Raw genomic sequence first — 18,492 nt, 5'->3', positions numbered from 1 at the left:
GGAGGGCAAGAAAGTGATCGATTCACTTAACTCGGGCTCAACTGGCCCGAGCCAGTATGCGCGCCGAGATCAGCGCTCGGAAGGAGGCATTCACCGGCGCGCGCGGTTCCTGAGATGACCGCCGGTCACCCCTGCCCGCCCTGAAGGTGGACGGCTTCGAGATCCCGGTTCGTTCGGCGCATGAGGTCGACCATCTCCTGGTACGGCTGGTCCTGCTGGTTGATCAGCCCCGTGTTGAACGCCTCGGTGGCGCCGGGCTTCATCGTCACCGCCTGGTCGTATGTGGCGAACCACGAGTACCCGACGAACACCGGGCTCTTCGCCTGCGCCTCGACGAACGCCTGGAACTTCTCACCGCGGTTCGCGATGCTGTTCGCAGTGGTCGCGGCATTGGGCGCCTTGAGACCCCGCTCGGGGTGGCAGAAGCAGAACTCGAGATTGAGGATCGGCTTGTCGTACACCTCGTACTGCTCCAGGTAGCTGATGCTGTCGGAGTACCAGTCGTAGGAGATCGCGTCGAGGTGGTCGATCCCGCCGACGTTCCATTCCAGGCTCGTCCGCCACGTCGGCACCAGGGAGGAGCCGATGAACAGGTGGTGCGGGTCGTGACGCCTGATCGCGGTGCGCACCTTCCTGAAGTAGGTCTTCGAAGCCAGGGTGATGAACGCCCGCACGTCGCCGCCTGGCACCCTGCGGATGTCGATCGCCTCGTCGCGCAGCGCGTCGAACGAGGCCGCGGAGGTCCCGAGGATCTCGTTGACGCGGGTGAGGTCGCGGTCGTAGGTCTCCTCGAGGTAGGCGACGAACGCCTTCTTCGCCGGCAGGCCGGAGTTCTGCCGGACGACGTCGGCGACGACCTGGTCGTTCCAGCCGCGCTCGTTCTCGAAGAAGTATCCGATCAGCCACGGGTCGTCGCGGTACTTTCTCAGGCCGAAGTCGGTGAAGGCGCGGTCCAGCTTCGCGGAGAAGTCCGGGTCGAACGGGTCGATGCCCCACTGCACCTTGATGACGTCGACGGGGGTGGGCGCCCGCTCGATGTACGGCATGGCGACGGCGGGATCCCGCTGCCACTTGCTCTGCGTGTTGAACCCCCAGTCGATCATGCGGCGCCGGCTGATGTCGCGCCATTTCGCCTGGTAGTCGTCCCCGTACTTCCGCCTCAGATTGGCCTTGATGAAGTTCACCGTCTGGAGTCCCTGCTGGACGACGGCGTACGCGTCCGGGAATCGGGCGGGGTCGGGCAGCTCCTCGAACACGTCTCGCGGGCTGCCGTCGGCGTTCCTGTACAGGGTGCCGTAGCCCCATTCGTCGTAGGAGAACGCGTCGACCCCCTTGAGGAAGAAGAGGTGACCGTCGGGTGTGACGAACCACCAGCGGCCGTCCACCTTCTCCAGCCGGAAGTACCCGGTCGCCCCATGGCGTCCGAGCGACTTCAGCCCGCCGTACCGGTCGTAGGTGGCGTCGTCCCACTCGACGCCGGACAGCCGCGCCGCCTCCTCGGCGTACTCGCGCCGCAACTGCTCGTCCGACGTGATCTTGCCCCCCCAGTCCTGGTAGAGGTACTGCCCGTACCTGTCGACCAGCCTCGTGTCGGCCTGCGCGGGATGCCGCCCGGCGAGCACGCCGGCCGCCGCGAGGGCGGGTACGCCGAGGATCAGGTTCCTTCGCGAAATCGAGGGCATGACAAGGGCTCCTTCGTACTGGGGGAAGTGGCAGGTGTGCCCTACCTGCCGAAGGGTGTCGGGTCGACCGGCGTGGAGACGGTCAGCGCGTCCCAGCTCCAGCAAATCCGGCCCGCCGCATCCTGCTCGCCGGTCAGGGGGGCGAAGCGGGGCGCCGCACTCGCCGTGAGCAGCTCCAGGGCGAAGGCGGCGCGCAGCCTGGCCTGGTGGAAGTCGACGGCGGTGGACGGCCCCGCGTAGAGCCTCACCTCGGCGCGCGCCTCGTCCTCCTCTTCCACCGCCCGCCAGGTCCTCGTCAGGCCGAGGAACTCCGCGGGCACGGTGTGGACGACCGCCTGGCGGTCCCCTGCACATAGCGCGAACACGCCGTCGCGCAGCTCGCGGACCTTCACCCCGCGCCCCCGTACGGTGATGCTCAGCCTCAGGTCGTCGATGTGGAAGACGCTGCCCGCGGGCTTGTCGAGAGCGGGGTGGAAGTCGCCGGAGTCGTAGCTGAGCCACCAGGCGGACAGCACGCGCGGACCGTCCTGGTACTGGCGGCACCAGGCGGCGCTCAGATCGTGACCGTTGAGCAGCATCCGGGCGCGCAGCACCACGGCGGGGTCGTCGGGCGTCCGCCAGTATCCGAGCAGTGGGCGCCGCTGAACCCAGGCGAACTCTTCGTCGGCCGAGCCGAGGCAGGCGTCCTCGGTGAGCCACGAGGTGCCGGCCGTCTCGCCGCCGAAGCGGGTGCGCACCTGGAAGGGCACGGAGGGAAGCGCGGCGAACCGCTCGGCGACGGCCGGTGGACACGGCAGCGGCGGCACCAGGAGCGGCACGCGGGTCGCCGCCTTCTCGCGGAGCACGACCGGAGCCCCCGTCTGAGCCTGGAGGTACTCGGCCAGGTCCGGCTGCAGCCAGTCGTGGTAGGCCCGGCTCATGGGGCCGGCGAGCTGGCCGGTGCCGGGATGAAACCGTTCGGCCAGCGCCGCCCAGGTGCGCTCCCTCAGCTGCTCCGCGACCGCCCTGAACTCGGGATCGGTCACTATCAGTGCGGCGCGTTCCAGCTCCTCCAGCACCACCCGGCCGTAGGCGGGCGAGTTGTACTCGGTGAACCCGCCCGCCTCGTGGTGCAGGGCGAGCACGGTGCGCAGCCGCCGTCGGGCGAAGTCCAGCAGAAGTTCCGTGCCGGGGGCATCGCGGACCGTACCCCCGAGGATCTCCGCCGCCGCGGCGGTGGTCACCGCGCCCATCACCGCGATGTTGGTGTAGCCAGGGTCGACGTTCCGCCGGAAGATCGACATCGCCGCGTGGTGCAGCGCGGCGCGCACTCGCCCCCTCAGGTCCGGGGCGAGTTGCGCATCGTGGACGGCGAGGACCTGCGCCAGCCGTACCCCGATGAAGTCCGCCCAGTTCCAGTCGGCCGGTCGCATCTGCTCGGGCGGTTCCTCCATGAACCATCCCCAGATCCCGTAGTGGGCTGAGAGGGGGTCGGTCACCTGCAGGTCGACCAGCGCGCTCAGTACCTCGGCGGCACGGCCGGTACGGCCCAGCCGCAAGAGCGCGATGGCGTAGTCGGCCGCCTCCCTCGTCTGGTGCGCCCTGGCGCCTTCGGGGACGCGGGTGTGGTAGCCGGGGCCGGTGGCGTGACACCAGGGCATCCGGACGTCCTCGTCGTAGCGGGCGTCCAGCCGGGCCACGTACTCCTCAAGTCGCATCGGACCTACTTCGTGTCGTTGACGCAGCGCAGCACCGGAGCGGAGGTGAGCGCGGCGAGGTCGAGATCACGTGAGCTGCGGACGTGGAAGACGGCGCGTTCCCCCGGCAGCAAGGTGATCATCATGTCGTCCACGGTGGCGTCCGGATCCAGCCGGTCGGGGAAGAGCGCGAGGTCGCGCAGGATCGTCCTGGCGGTGACGGTGACGAGGTACCCGTAGGCCACCGGCCGTGCCTCGGCCTCGAAGTCGGCCGCGGGATAGGCGACCGCGGTGTCCTCGGCGAAGAAGTGGCTGATCCGCGTCTCCTCCAGGCAGGCCACCAGCAGCTCGGCCGCCGGATCGGCGGGGGAGGCGACGTGCCGCGGCAGCGGGATCCGTGCCACCTCGCGGGGCGGCACGTGGACCCGCACGGACTCCTTGGCCAGCGGCTCGCCGGCCAGGTTGTGCCGGATCAGCTCCAGGTCGCCCGACCAGGGGTCGGGGCTGTCGTTGACCGCGACGAGGTCGCCGTCCTGAACGGTCAGCAGGCGGTCGGCGTAGGCGCGGCGCAGCGCGTACCAGAGGGGCTTGCGCCGCCCGTCCCCGTCGACCGCGGCCCAGGAGGTAACCGGCCAGCAGTCGTTGAGCTGCCAGACGATCGCACCCATGCAGTACGGCATGAGCGAGCGGAACCGCTCCACGCCGAAGCTCACCGCCCTGGCCTGGTTGAGCTGGCCGTAGAAGTGCCAGTCGTCGAAGCTCTCGGGGCGCGGCAGGTGCTCTCCCAGCCCGCGGAGGAGCTTGCCCTGGCCGTCGACCGCCTTCTGGTGCGAGGAGCCGGGGGTGAGCGGGCCGCTGGTGACCGATCGGCGCAGAGTGGCGTAGGTCGGCGGGCCCTGGAAGCCGAACTCGGCGACGAAGCGCGGCCGCCAGTCCGCGTAGTGGACGTAGTCGATGTCGTTCCAGACGTCCCAGATGTGCACGGTGCCGTGCTCGGGCACGTTGGGATGGCGGCCGCTCCCCGAGTACGGCGTGCCCGGCCAGTACGGCCTCGTCGGATCCAGCTCGGCGACCACGCGCGGCAGCACGTCCAGGTAGTAGGTCTCGCCCCAGGCACGGCCCGACAGCTGTTCCTCCCAGCCCCAGTCGGCGTGGCCCATGAAGTTCTCGTTGTTGCCGATCCACACCATCAGGCTCGGATGCGGCGCCAGGCGCACCACCTGCTCGCCGGCCTCCGCCACGACCTCCGAATAGAGCGGTTCCTCCTCGGGGTAGGCGGCGCAGGCGAACGGGAAGTCCTGGAAGACCATGATGCCGAGCTCGTCGGCGAGGTCGTAGAACTCCTCGCTCTCGTACAGCCCGCCGCCCCACACGCGCAGCAGGTTCACGTGCGCCTCGCACGCTTGGGCGAACCGCTCGGCCAGCCGCTCCCGGGTCACCCGGGTGGGGAAGCAGTCGTCGGGGATCCAGTTGGCGCCGCGCACGAACACCGGCACGTCGTTGACGACCAAGGTGAAGGCGGACCCCTTCGGATCGGGACCGGCGTCCGGGGTGGTGTTCAGCCGGACCGAGCGGAACCCGACCTCGCGTCGCCAGGAATCGCCGGTCTCCTCCAGCGTCACGGTGAGCGGGTGCCTGGCCTGTTCGCCGTACCCGCGCGGCCACCACAGGGCGGGCTCGCGCACGCGCAGTTCCAGCACGGCCTCGCACGCCCCCGGCGCCAGCGACGCCCGCGCCGAGGCCCCGGCCACCTCGGCGGTCAGCGTCAGCGGGAGGTCGACAGCAGGCTCCGCGGCGCGTTCGACGGTGACGTGGACCCGCACCAGGCCGTCGCGCCCGTCGAGGGTGATCTCCGGGCGCACCTGGGCGAGCCGGGCGGTCGTCCAGGTGTGCAGGCCGACCGGCCGCCAGATGCCTGAGGTGACCAGGGTGGGGCCCCAGTCCCAGCCGAAGTTGCACGCCATCTTGCGGATGAACTGGTAGGGCTCCGGGTACGGCCCGGGCAGCGCGCCGAGCTCGGCCCGCCGCTCCTCCGCGTAGGCGTGGGGCGAGGAGAAGTGCACGGTCAGCCTGTTGCGCCCCTCGCGGAGCAGCTCGCGCACCGGGAAGCGGTAGCTCCTGTGCATGTTGGCCGTGGTCCCGACCTCGATCCCGTTGAGGATCACCGTGGCGATCGTGTCCAGGCCCTCGAACACCAGGTCAGCCCGGCCGCGGCCGTCGTCGGCGAAGGTGAACTCGGTCTCGTACCGCCACTCCGTGCGGCCGATCCAGGCGAGCCGGTCCTCGTTGTCGTCGAGGTAGGGATCGTCGATGAGACCGGCCGCGAGCAGGTCGGTGTGGACGCAACCGGGGATGGTGGCGGGCACCCCCTGCAGGGGCGGCTCGGCCGAGACGGCGGTCGCGGTCCAGCCGCGGTCCAGCGGGTGGTACGCACTCACATGCTCTCCAGCCTCTACGACAGTGTGACTTAAGCGCATAAGTAAAGCGACCATATGACCATGGTTGAGTCACGTCAACACCCTGTAAATCAGGCACTTAGCTGCTTATGATGCGCTTCATCTACCCATTGACAAATGCGCGATTGTTAACCCATAGTGACGGCCACGTAAAGAAGGCCCCACCCCTCTGAACGGAGCTCCATATGCGAGTACGACTGCCGGGGCTGTTCGCCGCCACGCTCGTCGTCGCCACGGCCGCCGGATGCGGGTCCGGCTCCGCAGGCTCCTCCTCCGAGCCCTCCTCGGGCGGCAAGACGCGTATCACCGTCGCCGACCTGCCACCCTCCACCCAGCAGAACGTTCGCCAGCAGTTCCTCAACCGGGTGGCGGCGTTCGAGAAGGCCAATCCGAACATCGACATCGAGCCGCGCGAGACGAAGTGGGACGCCAAGACCTTCGCCACCCGCCTGGCCGGCGGCCAGCAGGAGACGGTCATGCAGGTGCCTCTCACCGAGCCCGCCGGAATGATCAAGCGGCGCCAGGTCGCCGACATCTCCGCCGAGGTCGGCAAGCTCCCGCACGCCGCCCAATTCGACAAGCGTGCGCTCGCTCCGGCCACCGATTCGGCCGGCCACATCTACGGCCTGCCCACCAGCGAGTTCGCCCTCGGCCTGATCTACAACCGGGAGCTGTTCGACAAGGCCGGCCTCGACGTCGACAAGCCGCCCGCGACCTGGGACGAGGTCCGCGGTGCGGCCAAGACGATCGCGGAGAAGACGGGGGTGGCGGGCCTGGCCGTGCCGACCACCGAGAACACGGGCGGCTGGATCTTCACCGCCATCAGCTACACCTACGGTGGCCGCCTGCAGCAGAGCAGCGGCGGCAAGACCGTCGCCACCCTCGACACCCCGCAATCCCGCGGCGTCCTCGACCTGCTCAAGGCGATGCGCTGGCAGGACGACTCGATGGGCTCCCAGCAGCTGCGCAACGCGAAGGACCTGGCCAAGGACTTCGCCGCCGGAAAGGTCGCCATGATGATCGGCACTCCGAGCCTCTACAACGAGTACGCCACCCAGTACGGCGGCAAGCCGGAGGCCTTCGGCATGGCCGCGATGCCGAAGGGCAGCACGTCCGCCACGCTGCTCGGCGGACAGGTGGCCGTGGTCAGCCCCAAGGCCACCCCGGCCGAACGGGCCGCGGCGGTGACGTGGATCGACTACTACTTCCTGCAGCCGAGGTACGACGCGACGATCGCGGAGACCCTGGCCGCGGCCAAGGCCAAGGACGACGTGCCGGTCGGTTTCCCGTACGTCTCTCTGTACGGTTCGGCGGTCACGGACCCGGTCGTCGCGGCCGAGCGCAAGCACGCCAGCGTGCCGGTGGAGAACTTCAAGCCGTACGAGACAGGCGTGGCCGCGCAGGAGTTCGTCACCGAGCCGGCGGTCGCGGCGCAGGACACGTACGCGGCGATGGACACCGCGCTGCAGGCGGTCCTGACCCGCAAGGACGCCGACCCGGCAACGGAGCTCGGCAAGGCCGAGGAGAAGGCCACCGCCGCGCTGAGCAGGGTCCGGCCGTGAACGGAAGACGAGAAGCGGCGGTGACCGCAAGGCGAGGGCGCCGCCGATGACGACGCTGCACCGGCGCGAGACGCAGGATCGGCCCCACTCGATGGCGGCCGATCCCGGCTCGCCATCCGCCCAGGAACAGCCGCCCCTCGACCGGCGGCACCCGCGTCGCCGCCCGCGCCTGGCGGGCTGGCTGTTTCTGCTGCCCCTGATCGCGACCTTCGGCTGCTTCGCGTGGTGGCCGATCGTACGCAGCGTCGTGCTGAGCTTCCAGAGCACCAATCTGGTGGAAGCGCCCACGTGGGTCGGCATGGACAACTTCGCCAACCTGCTGGCGGACCCGCTGCTGTGGACCACGGTGCGCAACACGGTCTGGTTCGTGGTGCTGGCGCTGCTCTTCGGTTTCCCGCTGCCGATCATGCTGGCCGTGGTGATGTCGGAACTGCGCAGATTCGGGGGCCTGTTCCGCGTGCTGGTCTATCTGCCGGTGGTGGTCCCTCCGGTGGTGGCCGTGCTGATGTGGAAATGGTTCTACGACCCGGACTTCGGCCTGTTCAACGAGGCCCTCGGCGTGCTGGGGCTGGGGCCGTTCCCGTGGCTGCAGGACACCTCGACCGCCATGCCCAGCCTGGTGCTCGAGGCCACCTGGGCCGCCGGCGGATCCACCGTACTGATCTACCTGGCCGCGCTGACCTCGGTGCCCGGCGAGCTGTACGAGGCGGCCGAGATCGACGGCGCCACCATCATGAAGCGGGTCTGGCACGTGACCCTCCCCCAGCTGCGCGGCGTCCTTCTGATCATGCTGCTGCTGCAGATCCTCGGCACCTTCCGGATCTTCACCGAGCCCTTCGTGCTCACCGACGGCGGCCCGGAGGACTCCACCGTGACGATCCTGCTGCTGATCTACCGCTACGCGTTCATCTACGGCGACTATGGCATGGCCTCCGCACTCGGCGTGCTGCTGGCGATCGGCCTCGGCGTCATCTCCGCCGTCTATATGCGCCTCACCAGGAAATGGAGTCGCACATGAGCGAAGACCGCGGCCGTGGCATCGTCTCCGGCATCGACCGGCGGCGGCCCGGGGTGCGCTGGTCCCTGCGTCTGGTCCAGGGGGTCCTGCTGCTGGCCACCGCGCTGATCGGCCTGGGGCCGCTGCTGTGGACCGCCAAGGGCGCGATCTCCCCCACTCAGGATCTGCTGCGCGATCCGCTGCGGCTGTGGCCGTCCTCGGTGCGGTGGGAGAACCTCGCGGCCGCCTGGACAGAGCTTCGGGTCGGCCATTACCTGCTCAACACCGTCGTCCTGGTCGGAGGCTCATGGTTTGTGCAACTGTTCGTCGCCACCACCGGCGCGTTCGCGCTCTCGGTGCTCAGGCCCCGCTTCGGCAAGCTGGTCTACGGCGCGGTGCTCGCGACTCTCTTCGTACCCGGGACCGTTTCGCTGGTGGCGCTGTACCTCACGGTGCTGGACCTGTCGCTGGTGGACAGCCCGTGGGCGGTGTGGCTACCCGCCGGGGCGCATGCCTTCAATGTGCTGATCATGAAGCAGTTCTTCGACGGCCTGCCCAAAGAGCTGTACCAGGCGGCCCAGGTCGACGGGGCCGGACCGGTCAGGTTGTTCTTGCATATCGTGCTGCCGATGTCCCGGCCCATTCTGGCGGTGGTGTCGCTGCTGGCGGTGATGGAGGGATGGAAGGATTTCCTGTGGCCGATGATCGCCATCACCGACGCCGACACGCAGCCGCTCGCCGTCGCGCTGCCACGGCTGGCCGAGACGGCCGAGCAGAACCAGGTGATCGCCGGCATGCTCGTCGCGATAATCCCGCCCCTGCTGCTCTTCCTCGTCTTCCAGCGGCACATCGTCCGCGGCATCAGTTTTACCGGACTCAAGGGGTGAATCACACCGTACGGCGCAGCCGTACCACGCTCGCCGTTCTCATCGTCGCCATGTCCTTTAGGGTACGAGCGTGAAGCGGCCGACCATCGCGGATATCGCCCGGCGGGTAGGAGTCTCCCAGGGGGCGGTGTCCTACGCGCTCAACGGCCGTCCGGGAGTGTCGGAGGCCACGCGCGAGCGGGTGCTGAAAGTGGCCAAGGAGCTGGGTTGGCGGCCGAGCGTCGCAGCCCGTGCCCTCACCAGCGCCCGCGCCGGCGCGGTGGGCCTCGTGCTGTCCCGGCCGCCGAGCATCCTCGGCGCCGAGCCGTTCTTCATGGAGCTGTTCAGCGGGATCGAGACGGCGCTGAAGCCGCACTCGTCCGCACTGATGCTGCAGATGGCCGACGACGAGGAGGCCGAGATCGAGGTCTACCGCCGCTGGTGGGCGGAGGGCCGCATCGACGGCGCGATCCTGGTGGAGGTGCACGTCTCCGACCGCCGCCTGCCGGTGCTCGAAGATCTCGGCATGCCCGCCGTGGTGATCGGCGGGCTGCCCGGCACCGGTTCGCTACCGTCGGTGCGCTCCGACGAGAGTGGCCCGGTGCACGAAACCGTGGAATACCTCGCCGCGCTCGGCCATCGCCGGTTCGGCCACGTGGCGGGCATGCCACATCTGGTGCACACCAAGGTGCGGGACGAGGCGTTCGCCGAGGCCTGCGCCCGGCTGGGCCTGCCGGAATGCGTCACGCTGTACACCGACTACACCGGTGAGGAGGGCGCTCGCGCGACGCGCCGCCTGCTCAGCTCCACCACCCGGCCAACCGCGATCATCTATGACAACGACATCATGGCGGTCGCGGGCCTGTCGGTCGCCCAGGAGATGCGGCTGCGCGTGCCCGACGACCTGTCCCTCGTCGCATGGGACGACTCGCCGCTGGCCCAGGTGGTACGCCCTGCCCTCACCGCGGTCCGGCGCGACGTGCCGGCGCTCGGCGCGGCCGCGGCCCGTCACCTGCTGTCCCTCATCAACGGCGAGCCGCTCCCCGACATCGAGACCGAACCGGCCCGGCTCACCGCGAGGGGGAGCACGGGCCCGCTCGCCTGACACAGGCGGTAGGGCGGCGCCGCCCTACCGCCTACTTCTTGTCCTTGTTCTTGAACGCCTTGGGCACCCACAGGCTCAGCGGCCGGGTCGACGCCGTGCTGCCGTCACTCTTCCTGGCCACCTTCAGGACGAGCGTGACGAGGGTCTTCGCGGACGACGGCCGTACGGTCCCGTCCAGCGTGACCACGTCGGCCCGGGTGGTGGAGGCGATCTCCAGCGAGAACGCCTCCGGTACATGGGGGAGCGGGACCACAGGGTCGTGCGCGTCGACCCGTCCCAGCCGGCTGATGGAGTCCGCCACCATCTCCGCGGTGAGCAGGCTGGTGCCGTACTTGTGGACGAGCTCCAGCGAGGTGTTGGTGTCGCGCATGATGTCGGTCATCTCGGTGTAGGGCTGGTCCTGCTGGTTGAGCAGGCCGAAGTTGAAGCTCTCCCCGTCACCCGGCCGCCCGGTGACCGCCTGGTCGTAGTACACGAACCAGCCGGATCCGACGAAGACCGGGCTGCCGGCCTGTGCCTCGATGAACGATCGGTACTTCGCGCCACGTTGGGCGATGGTCTCCGAGAGCGTCGCGGCGTTGATCGCCCGCAGGCCCCGGTCGGCGGTGCTGAAGGAGTACTCCAGGTTGAGCACCGGCTTGTCGAGGTTCGCGTACTCGTTCAGGTAGTCCGCGCTGTCGCTGTAGACGTCGAACGACACCGCGTCCAGCTGGTCGATGCCGCCGACGTTCCAGTCAAAGCTGGTGCGCCAGGTGGGCACCAGGGCCGAGCCCAGGAACAGGTGGTTGGGGTCCTTCGTGCGGATGGCCGTGCGGATGGCGGTGTAGTACGTCTTGGAGGCCAGGCGGATGAACCCTGTCATGTCCTGCGCCGGCAGCCTGCCCACGTCGATCGGGATCCCGGCCAGCGCGTCGAACGTGGAGGCGTTCGTGCCGAGGATGGAGTTCACCCGCGCCAGGTCCTGACCGTAGGCGTCGGCCATGTAGTCCACGAAGGCGCCCTTGGCAGGGAGCGTGCCTTTGTTCAGCAGGATCTCCTTGACCACCTCGGCGTCCCAGCCGCGCTCGTTGTCGAAGAAGTAGCCGATGAGCCACGGGTCGGTGCTCCGTCCCGCGACGCCGATCTCCTCGATCTTGCGGTCCAGCTTGGCCCCGAACCCTGGGTCGAACGGGTCGATCGCCCACTTCACGCGGACGGCGTCCGCCGGCGCCGGCAGCTGATCGATGTACGGCAGGCGCACGCCCGAGTCGCGGGCCCACTTGCTCAGCCCGTTGAAGCCCCAGTCGATCAGCCGCTTGCCGGTGACCTGCCGCCACACGGCCTTCCAGTCGCCCTGGTACTTGCGCATGAGGTTGGCCTTGACGAAGCTCAGCACCTCGCCGTCATCGGTGGTGCTGTAGGCCGCGGCGTACCGGTCGTGGTCGGGCACCGACTCGAACACGTCGCGGAGGCTGCCGTCGGGCTCCTTGTAGAGCGTGCCGTACCCCCACTCGTCGTGGGAGACCGAGTCGACGCCCTTGAGCAGGAACGGGTAGCCGTCGGGGGTGACGAACCACCACTTGCCGTCGATCTTCCTGAGCCGGAAGTACCCGTCGGACGGCTGCTTGCCGAGGGCCTTCAAACCGCCGTACGTGTCGTACTTGCCCGGGTCGAGCACGACTGACCGCAGGTGCTCCCACTCCTGCTCGCGCTCGCTGTTCAGCTGGGCGTCGGAGGTGAGCTTTCCGGGCCAATCCTGGTAGAGGTACTGGCCGTACTGGTCGGCCAGCCTGGTGTAGGCGGTCAGCTCCTCGCGCATGGCCTGCTCGTCGTACGGCGGCGCCGGGTCCTGTCCGACCTCCCCGCTGCCCTGGACGAACTCGATCTCCGACAGCGGGATGTGCAGGTACTGGTTGGTCCGGGTGAGCTGGAGGCGGACGAACCGCGCCTTCTTGCCGGCCATCGAGATTTCCAGCGTGTAGTCGGTGTCGGCACGATCACGCCTTTCGATTCTGGCGATCTTGTAGGTGGTGTCGGCCTCCGCCCGGTAGGTGACGGTGATCTCGTCGAAGCTCCAGTATTGGTTGGGTGCCCTGCTGAACAGCCTGATCGTGTCGAGCGGGTGGTCCGCCAGCAGGTCGAAGACGAGCGACACCGTCTTCGGCGCGGATGCGCTGCCGCGCCAGCCGACGTAGTCGGTCCGGTCGCGGTTGAACAGGGTGCTGTACAAGAACGGCACGACGCCGCCGGAACTGTCCGGCACGCCGTCGTCGGGGGTGACCCCGGCGAGGTAGTTGCCCACGTCGACCATGCCGGACCGGGGGATCTGCTTGACCGGCTTGGCGATTTCCGCGCGCAGTCGGTCGGCGGACAGCGGCGGTGCGGGATCCTGCGCGGGCTCGCCGGTGCCCGGGTGGACCGAGATCTCGTTCAGCGCCATGTGCTGGTATTCGTGCAACCGGGCGATCCTGATGATGATCAGACGCGTGGTGCGGTTGCCCATGTTCACGGTCAGGGTGTTGTTCAACGGCACGTCGTCCGGCAGCGGGCTGGCCGTGCCGTACCACGTCTGGGCCCTGATCGAGGTGTAGTCGGGCTCGGCCTCCGCGCGGGCGCGCACCGAGACGGCTCTGATGCCGTAGTAGCGGTTGGGCGCGTTGCTGACGATCGAGATCTGGTCGACGGGGTAGTCCCGGAGCAGGTCGATGACGATCGAGACCACTTTGTACTTGGCCGCGCCGTCGCCGAACCATTCGGCCCGGGTGGTGATCGACGCGTCCGCCAGCTTGCCCTGACCGAAGGCCAGCAGCCCGCTCTGGCCTTTGTCGGGGGCGTCGCCGGCGTTGGGCGGCTGATCGTAAGCGTAGTTACCGACGGTGAGGGCGGGCTGGAGCGCCGCCCACGCCGGCGTGGAGACCAGCGTCGGTACGGCCAGCATGAGCAGCGCGATCAGCAGTCTGGATAACACGAGCTGAAACCCTTCAGTTCAGCGACGCGACATCGTGATCCCACCGGGAGTCGACCGGTCCGCGATGTTTCCGGAGCTCTTACCAGCGGAATCTGCTTCCTACAGACGACACGATCACGAAATCCTAAAGAAATGTCAAACGTCTTCCAAACTTAATTTCTTAAGCGCTAAAGCTATTCGTAGACCCGGACGGAGACGATGTGCGCCCGGCGGCTGCCGTGCGTGGATTCGGCGACGATCCTCAGCGCGCAGGTGGCAGGCGGTGCGGCCGGGGAGAGGACCCGGTGCCGGGCGCGGTTGTCCGTGCAGTGGACCAGTGGCCGCCAACGATCGGAGACCAGCGCCTCAACCCGGAAGTCGCGGACCAGCGTGGGCGGCACGTCGTACGGCGTCCTGTGGTGGTGCAGGTTGATCAGGTCGTCGTTGACGTCGTCGTCGAACACCAGCCTGACCTGTCGTGGTGTGATGGGAGCGGGCCAGGTCAGCCGCAGCCATTGCTCTTCTCCGAGCGGGTCCGAGGCCCACAGTTGCGGCCCCGCGTACGGCCGCGCGTAGCCTCCCACGGCCTTGCCCGGGCCGTACGCCTCCGTGCGGGGCGACGTGCGAAAACACCAGCTCCGATGCGCCTGGTCAGGGCGCCAGTCGAGGATGGGCTGGTCGAACTCCCGCGCGGCCGTAACCCGGCGGAAGCAGAGCACCCCGGGCTCGCCGGTACCGGACCCGTACAGAGCCAGGTGCGGGTTCTTCCGGATGACCAGGAAGGCGTTCTGGGGGGTGTCCGGCCGCCAGGGGAGGGGCAGGCGGAGCCATTGCTTGTCGCCGGGCGCCACGCGCACGCGGGCTTCGGCCACCCGCCGCGCGGGCACGTAGTTCTGGGGGTGCCCGGTGTCGAACAGGTCCGCGGCCAGCTCGGTTCCGTCCCCGAGAGCGTCCACCAGCAGCTCGACGGACTCGATCACGGGATCCACCGGCAGCAGCAGTGCGAGATCGGTGTCCAGGGGAATGCGTTCGGCCGGCGTCTCAATTGCGAGCCCCGTGAGAGCACCGGAGCAGGTGACGGTCGCCTGGCGGGCCAGGTCGGCGGGGTCGCGGTTCGGCACGCCCAGCAGCGCGGCGTCCTGGCGGAGCATCGTCTGCTGGAGCTCCGTGAGGTGGTCGCGGGCGAGGGAGCGCGGTGTCACGCCGCGCTCGACGGCCAGGGCCGCGCCGCTACCCGCCGCCTCACCGGTGAGTGCGCAGGTGGCCATCACCCTCGTGCTGCCGAACGCCACATGGCTGGCGCTGATGTCCCGGCCCGCGAACCACAGGTTCGACACGTTCACCGAATACAGGCAGCGCAGGGGGATGTGGTACGTGCCGTTGGGGTGCCAGTGCTTGGAACCCGCCTCCGCCGCGTACACCCCGCCGGGTGGGTGGAGGTCGATGGACCATCCTCCGAAGCCGATCCGGTCCTCGAACGGCGTCTGCTCCAGGATGTCGTGCTGGGTGAGGGTGTGGTCGCCGACGAAGCGCCGGTATTCACGCTTGCCGGGCACCGCCCCGACCCACTCGAGGGTCATGGTGTCGGCGTCGAACCGGCCGGAGTTCTTGATGTGGTCCCAGATGCCGTAGATCACGGACCACAACTCGTCTCGGATCCGCTCGTTGTCGTGCACCGTGTCCAGCTCGCCGCCGAACTCGATCCACCAGTACGCGCAGCCGTTGTCACCGGACTTGATGATGCGGCGCTCGGGGATGGAGGTGGACGCGATGTCCTTGGCGAAGGACGGGGGCACGAACTTCACCGGGTGACCGGCGTCCTTCGTGTAGAACAGGATGGTGCTTCCGAGGGTGATGTCGTCGGCGGTCTCCGGTGCCCAGGGCTCGCCGTACTCGGAGCGGGCCTCGCGCCCGACGCGGTGCCGCGCCCCTGCCAAGTAGCCGACCAGCCCGTCGCCCGTGCAGTCGACGAACATCGGGGAGTCGAAGCGGATCCGCCGCTCCGAGCCCATCATCCAGCCAGTGACCGAGTCGATGCGCCGGTCGTCCCCCGGGCCGTGCGCGGTCAGCTCGCGTACGTCCGTATTAAGAAAAGTCCGGATATTGTGCTCCGCGCGGACGGCGTCCAGGAGCACGAGATCCCAGTAGTACGGATTTCCGTCAGGGTTGCGGTACTGGTTCTCGACGAAGAGCTCGCCCATGATGCCCGTTTCGCGGGCGTAGCGTTGGATGCCGTGTCCGGTGGCGCCACACACCCATACCCGGACCTCGCTCGATGAGTTCCCGCCGAGCACCGGGCGGTTGGTCACCAGCGCGACGGAACGGCCGAGGCGGGCGGCGGCGATGGCGGCGCACACCCCGGCCAGGCCGCCCCCGACCACGGTGAGGTCGCTTCGTACGACTTCGTCTCGCATCTGGAACCCTTCTCGTATCAGGTGGGGACGCCGGTGGCGGCCGCCAGGTGGCCGGTCACGGCCTGTATCTCGGCGTTCGTCCAGGAATGTCCGGTGTTTCGCGGCGGGTGACATCACAATGGCATCGTGACCTTGTGCACGACATAGCCGAGGCCGGGATTTCTTTGCACCGAACCGTCGTCGGCCGGGTCGACCTACCTGGCCCGGTACGCCCGCGGCGACACGCCCATCACGGCCTTGAACTGCCGGCTGAACAGGAACACGTCCGGGTAACCGAAGTCCGCCGCGACCTCCGCGATGGAGTCGGTCGTCTCGTCCAGCCGCAGGGCCGCCTGGTGGACCCGCCGCCGTACCAGCCAGACCTTCGGTGACATGCCGAAGGTGTGCCGGAACCTGCGGGTGAAGTACTCCGGCGACAGGCCGACCAGGCGAGCGAGCGTCGAGGGGAGCACCCGCTGGGTGATGCGGCGGTCCACGTACTGCTCCAGCAGCCTGCGCTGGGGAGAGTCGAGCGGACGCCCGCCACCGCGCCGTCCGTCGGCGAGCCTGAAGATCCCGGTGAACAGCACCAGCAGCAGTGCCGGGATCCGCTCCTCCCGGAACGGCGAGGTGGTGGAGAGCTCCGCGATGAGCATGTCGAAGGTGGCCCGGAGCTCCCATGCCCCGTGGAGCACCAGCACCGGATTCCGGTCGGCCGCCACGCCCGGCAGAGGACGCAACCGGAAGCGGTAGAGCGAGATCGGCTGCTGGTCATCCCTGGAGCGCAGCGCGAAGGGGACGTCGGGCTGCAGCCACATCAACGATCCGGGGACGAGCCTGATCATCTCGGACCCCGCGGTGCCTTCGCAGGAACCGGAGACCACGAGATAGACCAAGTGCTCGCGCAGTCCGCGGGGGAAGTCGACGGACCACGGACGCGGCAGGGGTTCGTACGCGAACAGTCCGAAGTCAGGGTTCTTCGCCAGCTGAGCCAGCCAACGTCGCCGGTCCTGCCCGCCCATGACACGGCTCCCAGCACTGTATCGATTGGGTGCAAAGATTAACCGGACATGACCATGGCTCACAATCGGCACGGCTGCGACCGTTGCAGTCATGGACACAAGCGCCGCATCGCTCACCCGCGCTGACTGAATCGACTCCCGGCATGGGGACGCGGCGCCGCGGGAATGGCACCTCCTGGCCGGTAGGGCGCCGAAGGGAAAGGCACTCCTCCCGGCCTGATGTACCGCCCCGGCGCGCCACCCGATGAGACAGGAGGCTCCACCGTGAACCCCACCATGTCCGTGAGCGAAGCCGGGCGAACGTTCGCCACGCCCGCCGCGTACACCGACGAGACCCGCCTTCACGAGGCACTCGCGCTGCTGCGCCGTGAGTCCCCCGTCCACCGCGTGGAGGTCCCCGGCTACACCCCGTTCTGGGCGGTCACCCGGCACGCCGACGTGCTGGAGATCGAGCGCGACCACACCCTGTGGCTCAGCGCCCCGCGTCCCGTGCTGAGGACCGCGGACCTCGACGCCGCACTCGAAACGCGCCGGGCGCGGGGGTCCGCGCTCAGCAGCATCGTCCACATGGACGATCCGGAGCACCGCGTCCTGCGCGCCGTCGGGGCCGACTGGTTCCGCCCCAAGGCCATGCGCGCCCTGGAGGTGCGGGTCCGAGAGCTCGCCCGCCTGCACGTGGACCGGATGGCAGAGCACGGCGGCGCGTGCGACTTCGCCCGCCAGGTCGCCGTGCACTACCCGCTCTACGCCATCCTCACCCTGCTGGGCCTGCCCGAGTCGGACTTCCCGCGCATGTTGCGGCTCACGCAGGAGCTGTTCGGCCAGCACGACGAGGAGACCGGGCGCGGCGGCAGCCCGCAGGGCCACACCTCCGTGCTGGAGGACCTCTTCGCCTACTTCCACGAGCTGACGGCCGAGCGCAGGGCCAGGCCGACCGGCGACCTCGCCTCGGAGATCGCCAACGCCCGCATCGACGGCCGGCCGCTGGACGACAACACCGCCGCCTCCTACTACATCCTCATCGCCACGGCCGGGCACGACACCACCAGCTCCACCATCGCGGGCGGCCTGGAGGCGCTCATCCGGCACCCGGACGAGCTGCGGCGACTGCGGGACGACCCCGGCCTGCTGCCGACGGCCGCCGAGGAGATGATCCGGTGGGTGAGCCCTGTGAAGGAGTTCATGCGCACCGCCTCCGCCGACACCCAGGTCAACGGCACGCCCATCAGGAAGGGCGAGTCGGTGCTGCTGTCGTACCCGTCGGCCAACAGGGACGAGGAGGTCTTCGCCGACCCGTTCCGCTTCGACGTCGGCCGCGACCCCAACAGGCACCTGGCCTTCGGCTTCGGCGTCCACTACTGCCTGGGCGCCGCGCTCGCCCGCATGGAGATCCGCGCGCTCTTCGCCGAACTCGTCCCCAGGCTGGCGAGCGTCGAGCTCGACGGCGAGCCCGTGTGGACCGCCACCACATTCGTCGGCGGACTCAAACGCCTCCCCATCCGCTACGTCTTGAAGGACGGCTGAGCGTGCCGACCCGGGCGAGGCCGGCCAGGCGTAAGGCCTTGACCGCGGTCTCCTTCGGCACGACGACCAGCGAGCTCGGCAAGGGTCTGACCGGAGGTAACCCGACCATCGCCGACATCCTGGGTACCCTCTTCCTCGGCGTGATGCTCGCGGCGTGTGCGGTGTCCGGAAGGTGAGAGGAGAAGGTGTGCACAACGAGGAACTGCTGGCGAGCGCCGCACGAGGGGATGCCGCCGCGGTCCGGGACGCGCTCGGCTCCGGGGCGGACGTCGAGGCCCGCGAC

The 18,492-nt window shown here is 69.0% G+C and carries 12 protein-coding genes; 6 read left to right on the top strand and 6 right to left on the bottom strand.

Annotation, left to right across the window (positions count from 1 at the left end; all coding sequences use genetic code 11):
- Positions 1 to 125: 125 nt before the first annotated feature.
- The 3 genes from AB0J09_RS20565 to AB0J09_RS20555 are packed head-to-tail and all read right to left on the bottom strand — an operon-like array spanning position 126 to position 5,796.
- On the bottom strand, positions 126 to 1,682 hold the full coding sequence (locus AB0J09_RS20565) for a hypothetical protein (RefSeq protein ID WP_360693097.1): 1,557 nt from the start codon (positions 1,680 to 1,682) through the stop codon (positions 126 to 128).
- 41 nt (positions 1,683 to 1,723) lie between these two features.
- Positions 1,724 to 3,379, bottom strand: coding sequence for a hypothetical protein (locus tag AB0J09_RS20560; RefSeq protein ID WP_360693094.1), 1,656 nt, complete (start codon positions 3,377 to 3,379; stop codon positions 1,724 to 1,726).
- 5 nt (positions 3,380 to 3,384) lie between these two features.
- Entirely contained in the window at positions 3,385 to 5,796 is a 2,412-nt protein-coding gene (locus tag AB0J09_RS20555) for a glycoside hydrolase family 2 protein (protein ID WP_360693091.1), read from the bottom strand.
- Positions 5,797 to 5,999: 203 nt separating this feature from the next.
- On the opposite strand from AB0J09_RS20555, the gene AB0J09_RS20550 reads away from it, so the two are divergent.
- From AB0J09_RS20550 to AB0J09_RS20535, 4 genes are all read left to right on the top strand, one after another.
- Positions 6,000 to 7,376, top strand: coding sequence for an extracellular solute-binding protein (locus tag AB0J09_RS20550; RefSeq protein WP_360693088.1), 1,377 nt, complete (start codon positions 6,000 to 6,002; stop codon positions 7,374 to 7,376).
- Positions 7,377 to 7,422: 46 nt separating this feature from the next.
- Positions 7,423 to 8,394 carry a sugar ABC transporter permease gene (locus tag AB0J09_RS20545; protein ID WP_360693085.1) on the top strand — a complete coding sequence of 324 codons (972 nt, stop codon included), beginning with the start codon at positions 7,423 to 7,425 and terminating at the stop codon, positions 8,392 to 8,394.
- The gene (locus AB0J09_RS20540) at positions 8,391 to 9,260 is read left to right on the top strand and encodes a carbohydrate ABC transporter permease (RefSeq protein WP_360693082.1); all 870 of its coding nucleotides are present in this window, start codon (positions 8,391 to 8,393) and stop codon (positions 9,258 to 9,260) included. Before AB0J09_RS20545 ends, AB0J09_RS20540 begins: the two co-directional genes overlap by 4 nt.
- Before the next feature lie 70 nt (positions 9,261 to 9,330).
- The gene (locus tag AB0J09_RS20535) at positions 9,331 to 10,344 is read left to right on the top strand and encodes a LacI family DNA-binding transcriptional regulator (RefSeq protein WP_360693079.1); all 1,014 of its coding nucleotides are present in this window, start codon (positions 9,331 to 9,333) and stop codon (positions 10,342 to 10,344) included.
- 31 nt (positions 10,345 to 10,375) lie between these two features.
- On the opposite strand, the gene AB0J09_RS20530 is transcribed toward AB0J09_RS20535, so the two are convergent.
- From AB0J09_RS20530 to AB0J09_RS20520, 3 genes are all read right to left on the bottom strand, one after another.
- A complete protein-coding gene (locus AB0J09_RS20530) occupies positions 10,376 to 13,291 on the bottom strand; it encodes a hypothetical protein (RefSeq protein ID WP_360693077.1) in 2,916 nt (971 codons plus the stop codon).
- Positions 13,292 to 13,464: 173 nt separating this feature from the next.
- Positions 13,465 to 15,684 (bottom strand): FAD-dependent oxidoreductase, encoded by a 2,220-nt coding sequence (locus AB0J09_RS20525; RefSeq protein ID WP_360693074.1) that lies wholly within the window; start codon positions 15,682 to 15,684, stop codon positions 13,465 to 13,467.
- A 194-nt stretch (positions 15,685 to 15,878) separates the two neighbouring features.
- Complete coding sequence (locus AB0J09_RS20520; protein ID WP_360693071.1) at positions 15,879 to 16,685, bottom strand: AraC family transcriptional regulator; 807 nt, start codon at positions 16,683 to 16,685, stop codon at positions 15,879 to 15,881.
- 264 nt (positions 16,686 to 16,949) lie between these two features.
- Between AB0J09_RS20520 and AB0J09_RS20515 the strand changes: the two genes are divergently transcribed.
- Positions 16,950 to 18,209, top strand: a complete 1,260-nt coding sequence (locus AB0J09_RS20515; RefSeq protein WP_360693068.1) for a cytochrome P450 — start codon at positions 16,950 to 16,952, stop codon at positions 18,207 to 18,209.
- A gap of 2 nt (positions 18,210 to 18,211) precedes the next feature.
- On the top strand, positions 18,212 to 18,385 hold the full coding sequence (locus AB0J09_RS20510; RefSeq protein WP_360693065.1) for a hypothetical protein: 174 nt from the start codon (positions 18,212 to 18,214) through the stop codon (positions 18,383 to 18,385).
- Positions 18,386 to 18,492: the final 107 nt, after the last annotated feature.

The sequence above is a fragment of the Nonomuraea sp. NPDC049784 genome (assembly GCF_040659615.1).
Classification (GTDB): Bacteria; Actinomycetota; Actinomycetes; order Streptosporangiales; family Streptosporangiaceae; genus Nonomuraea.
Note: the sequence above shows the minus strand (reverse complement) of the source record. Positions and strands in the feature narration are given on the sequence as shown.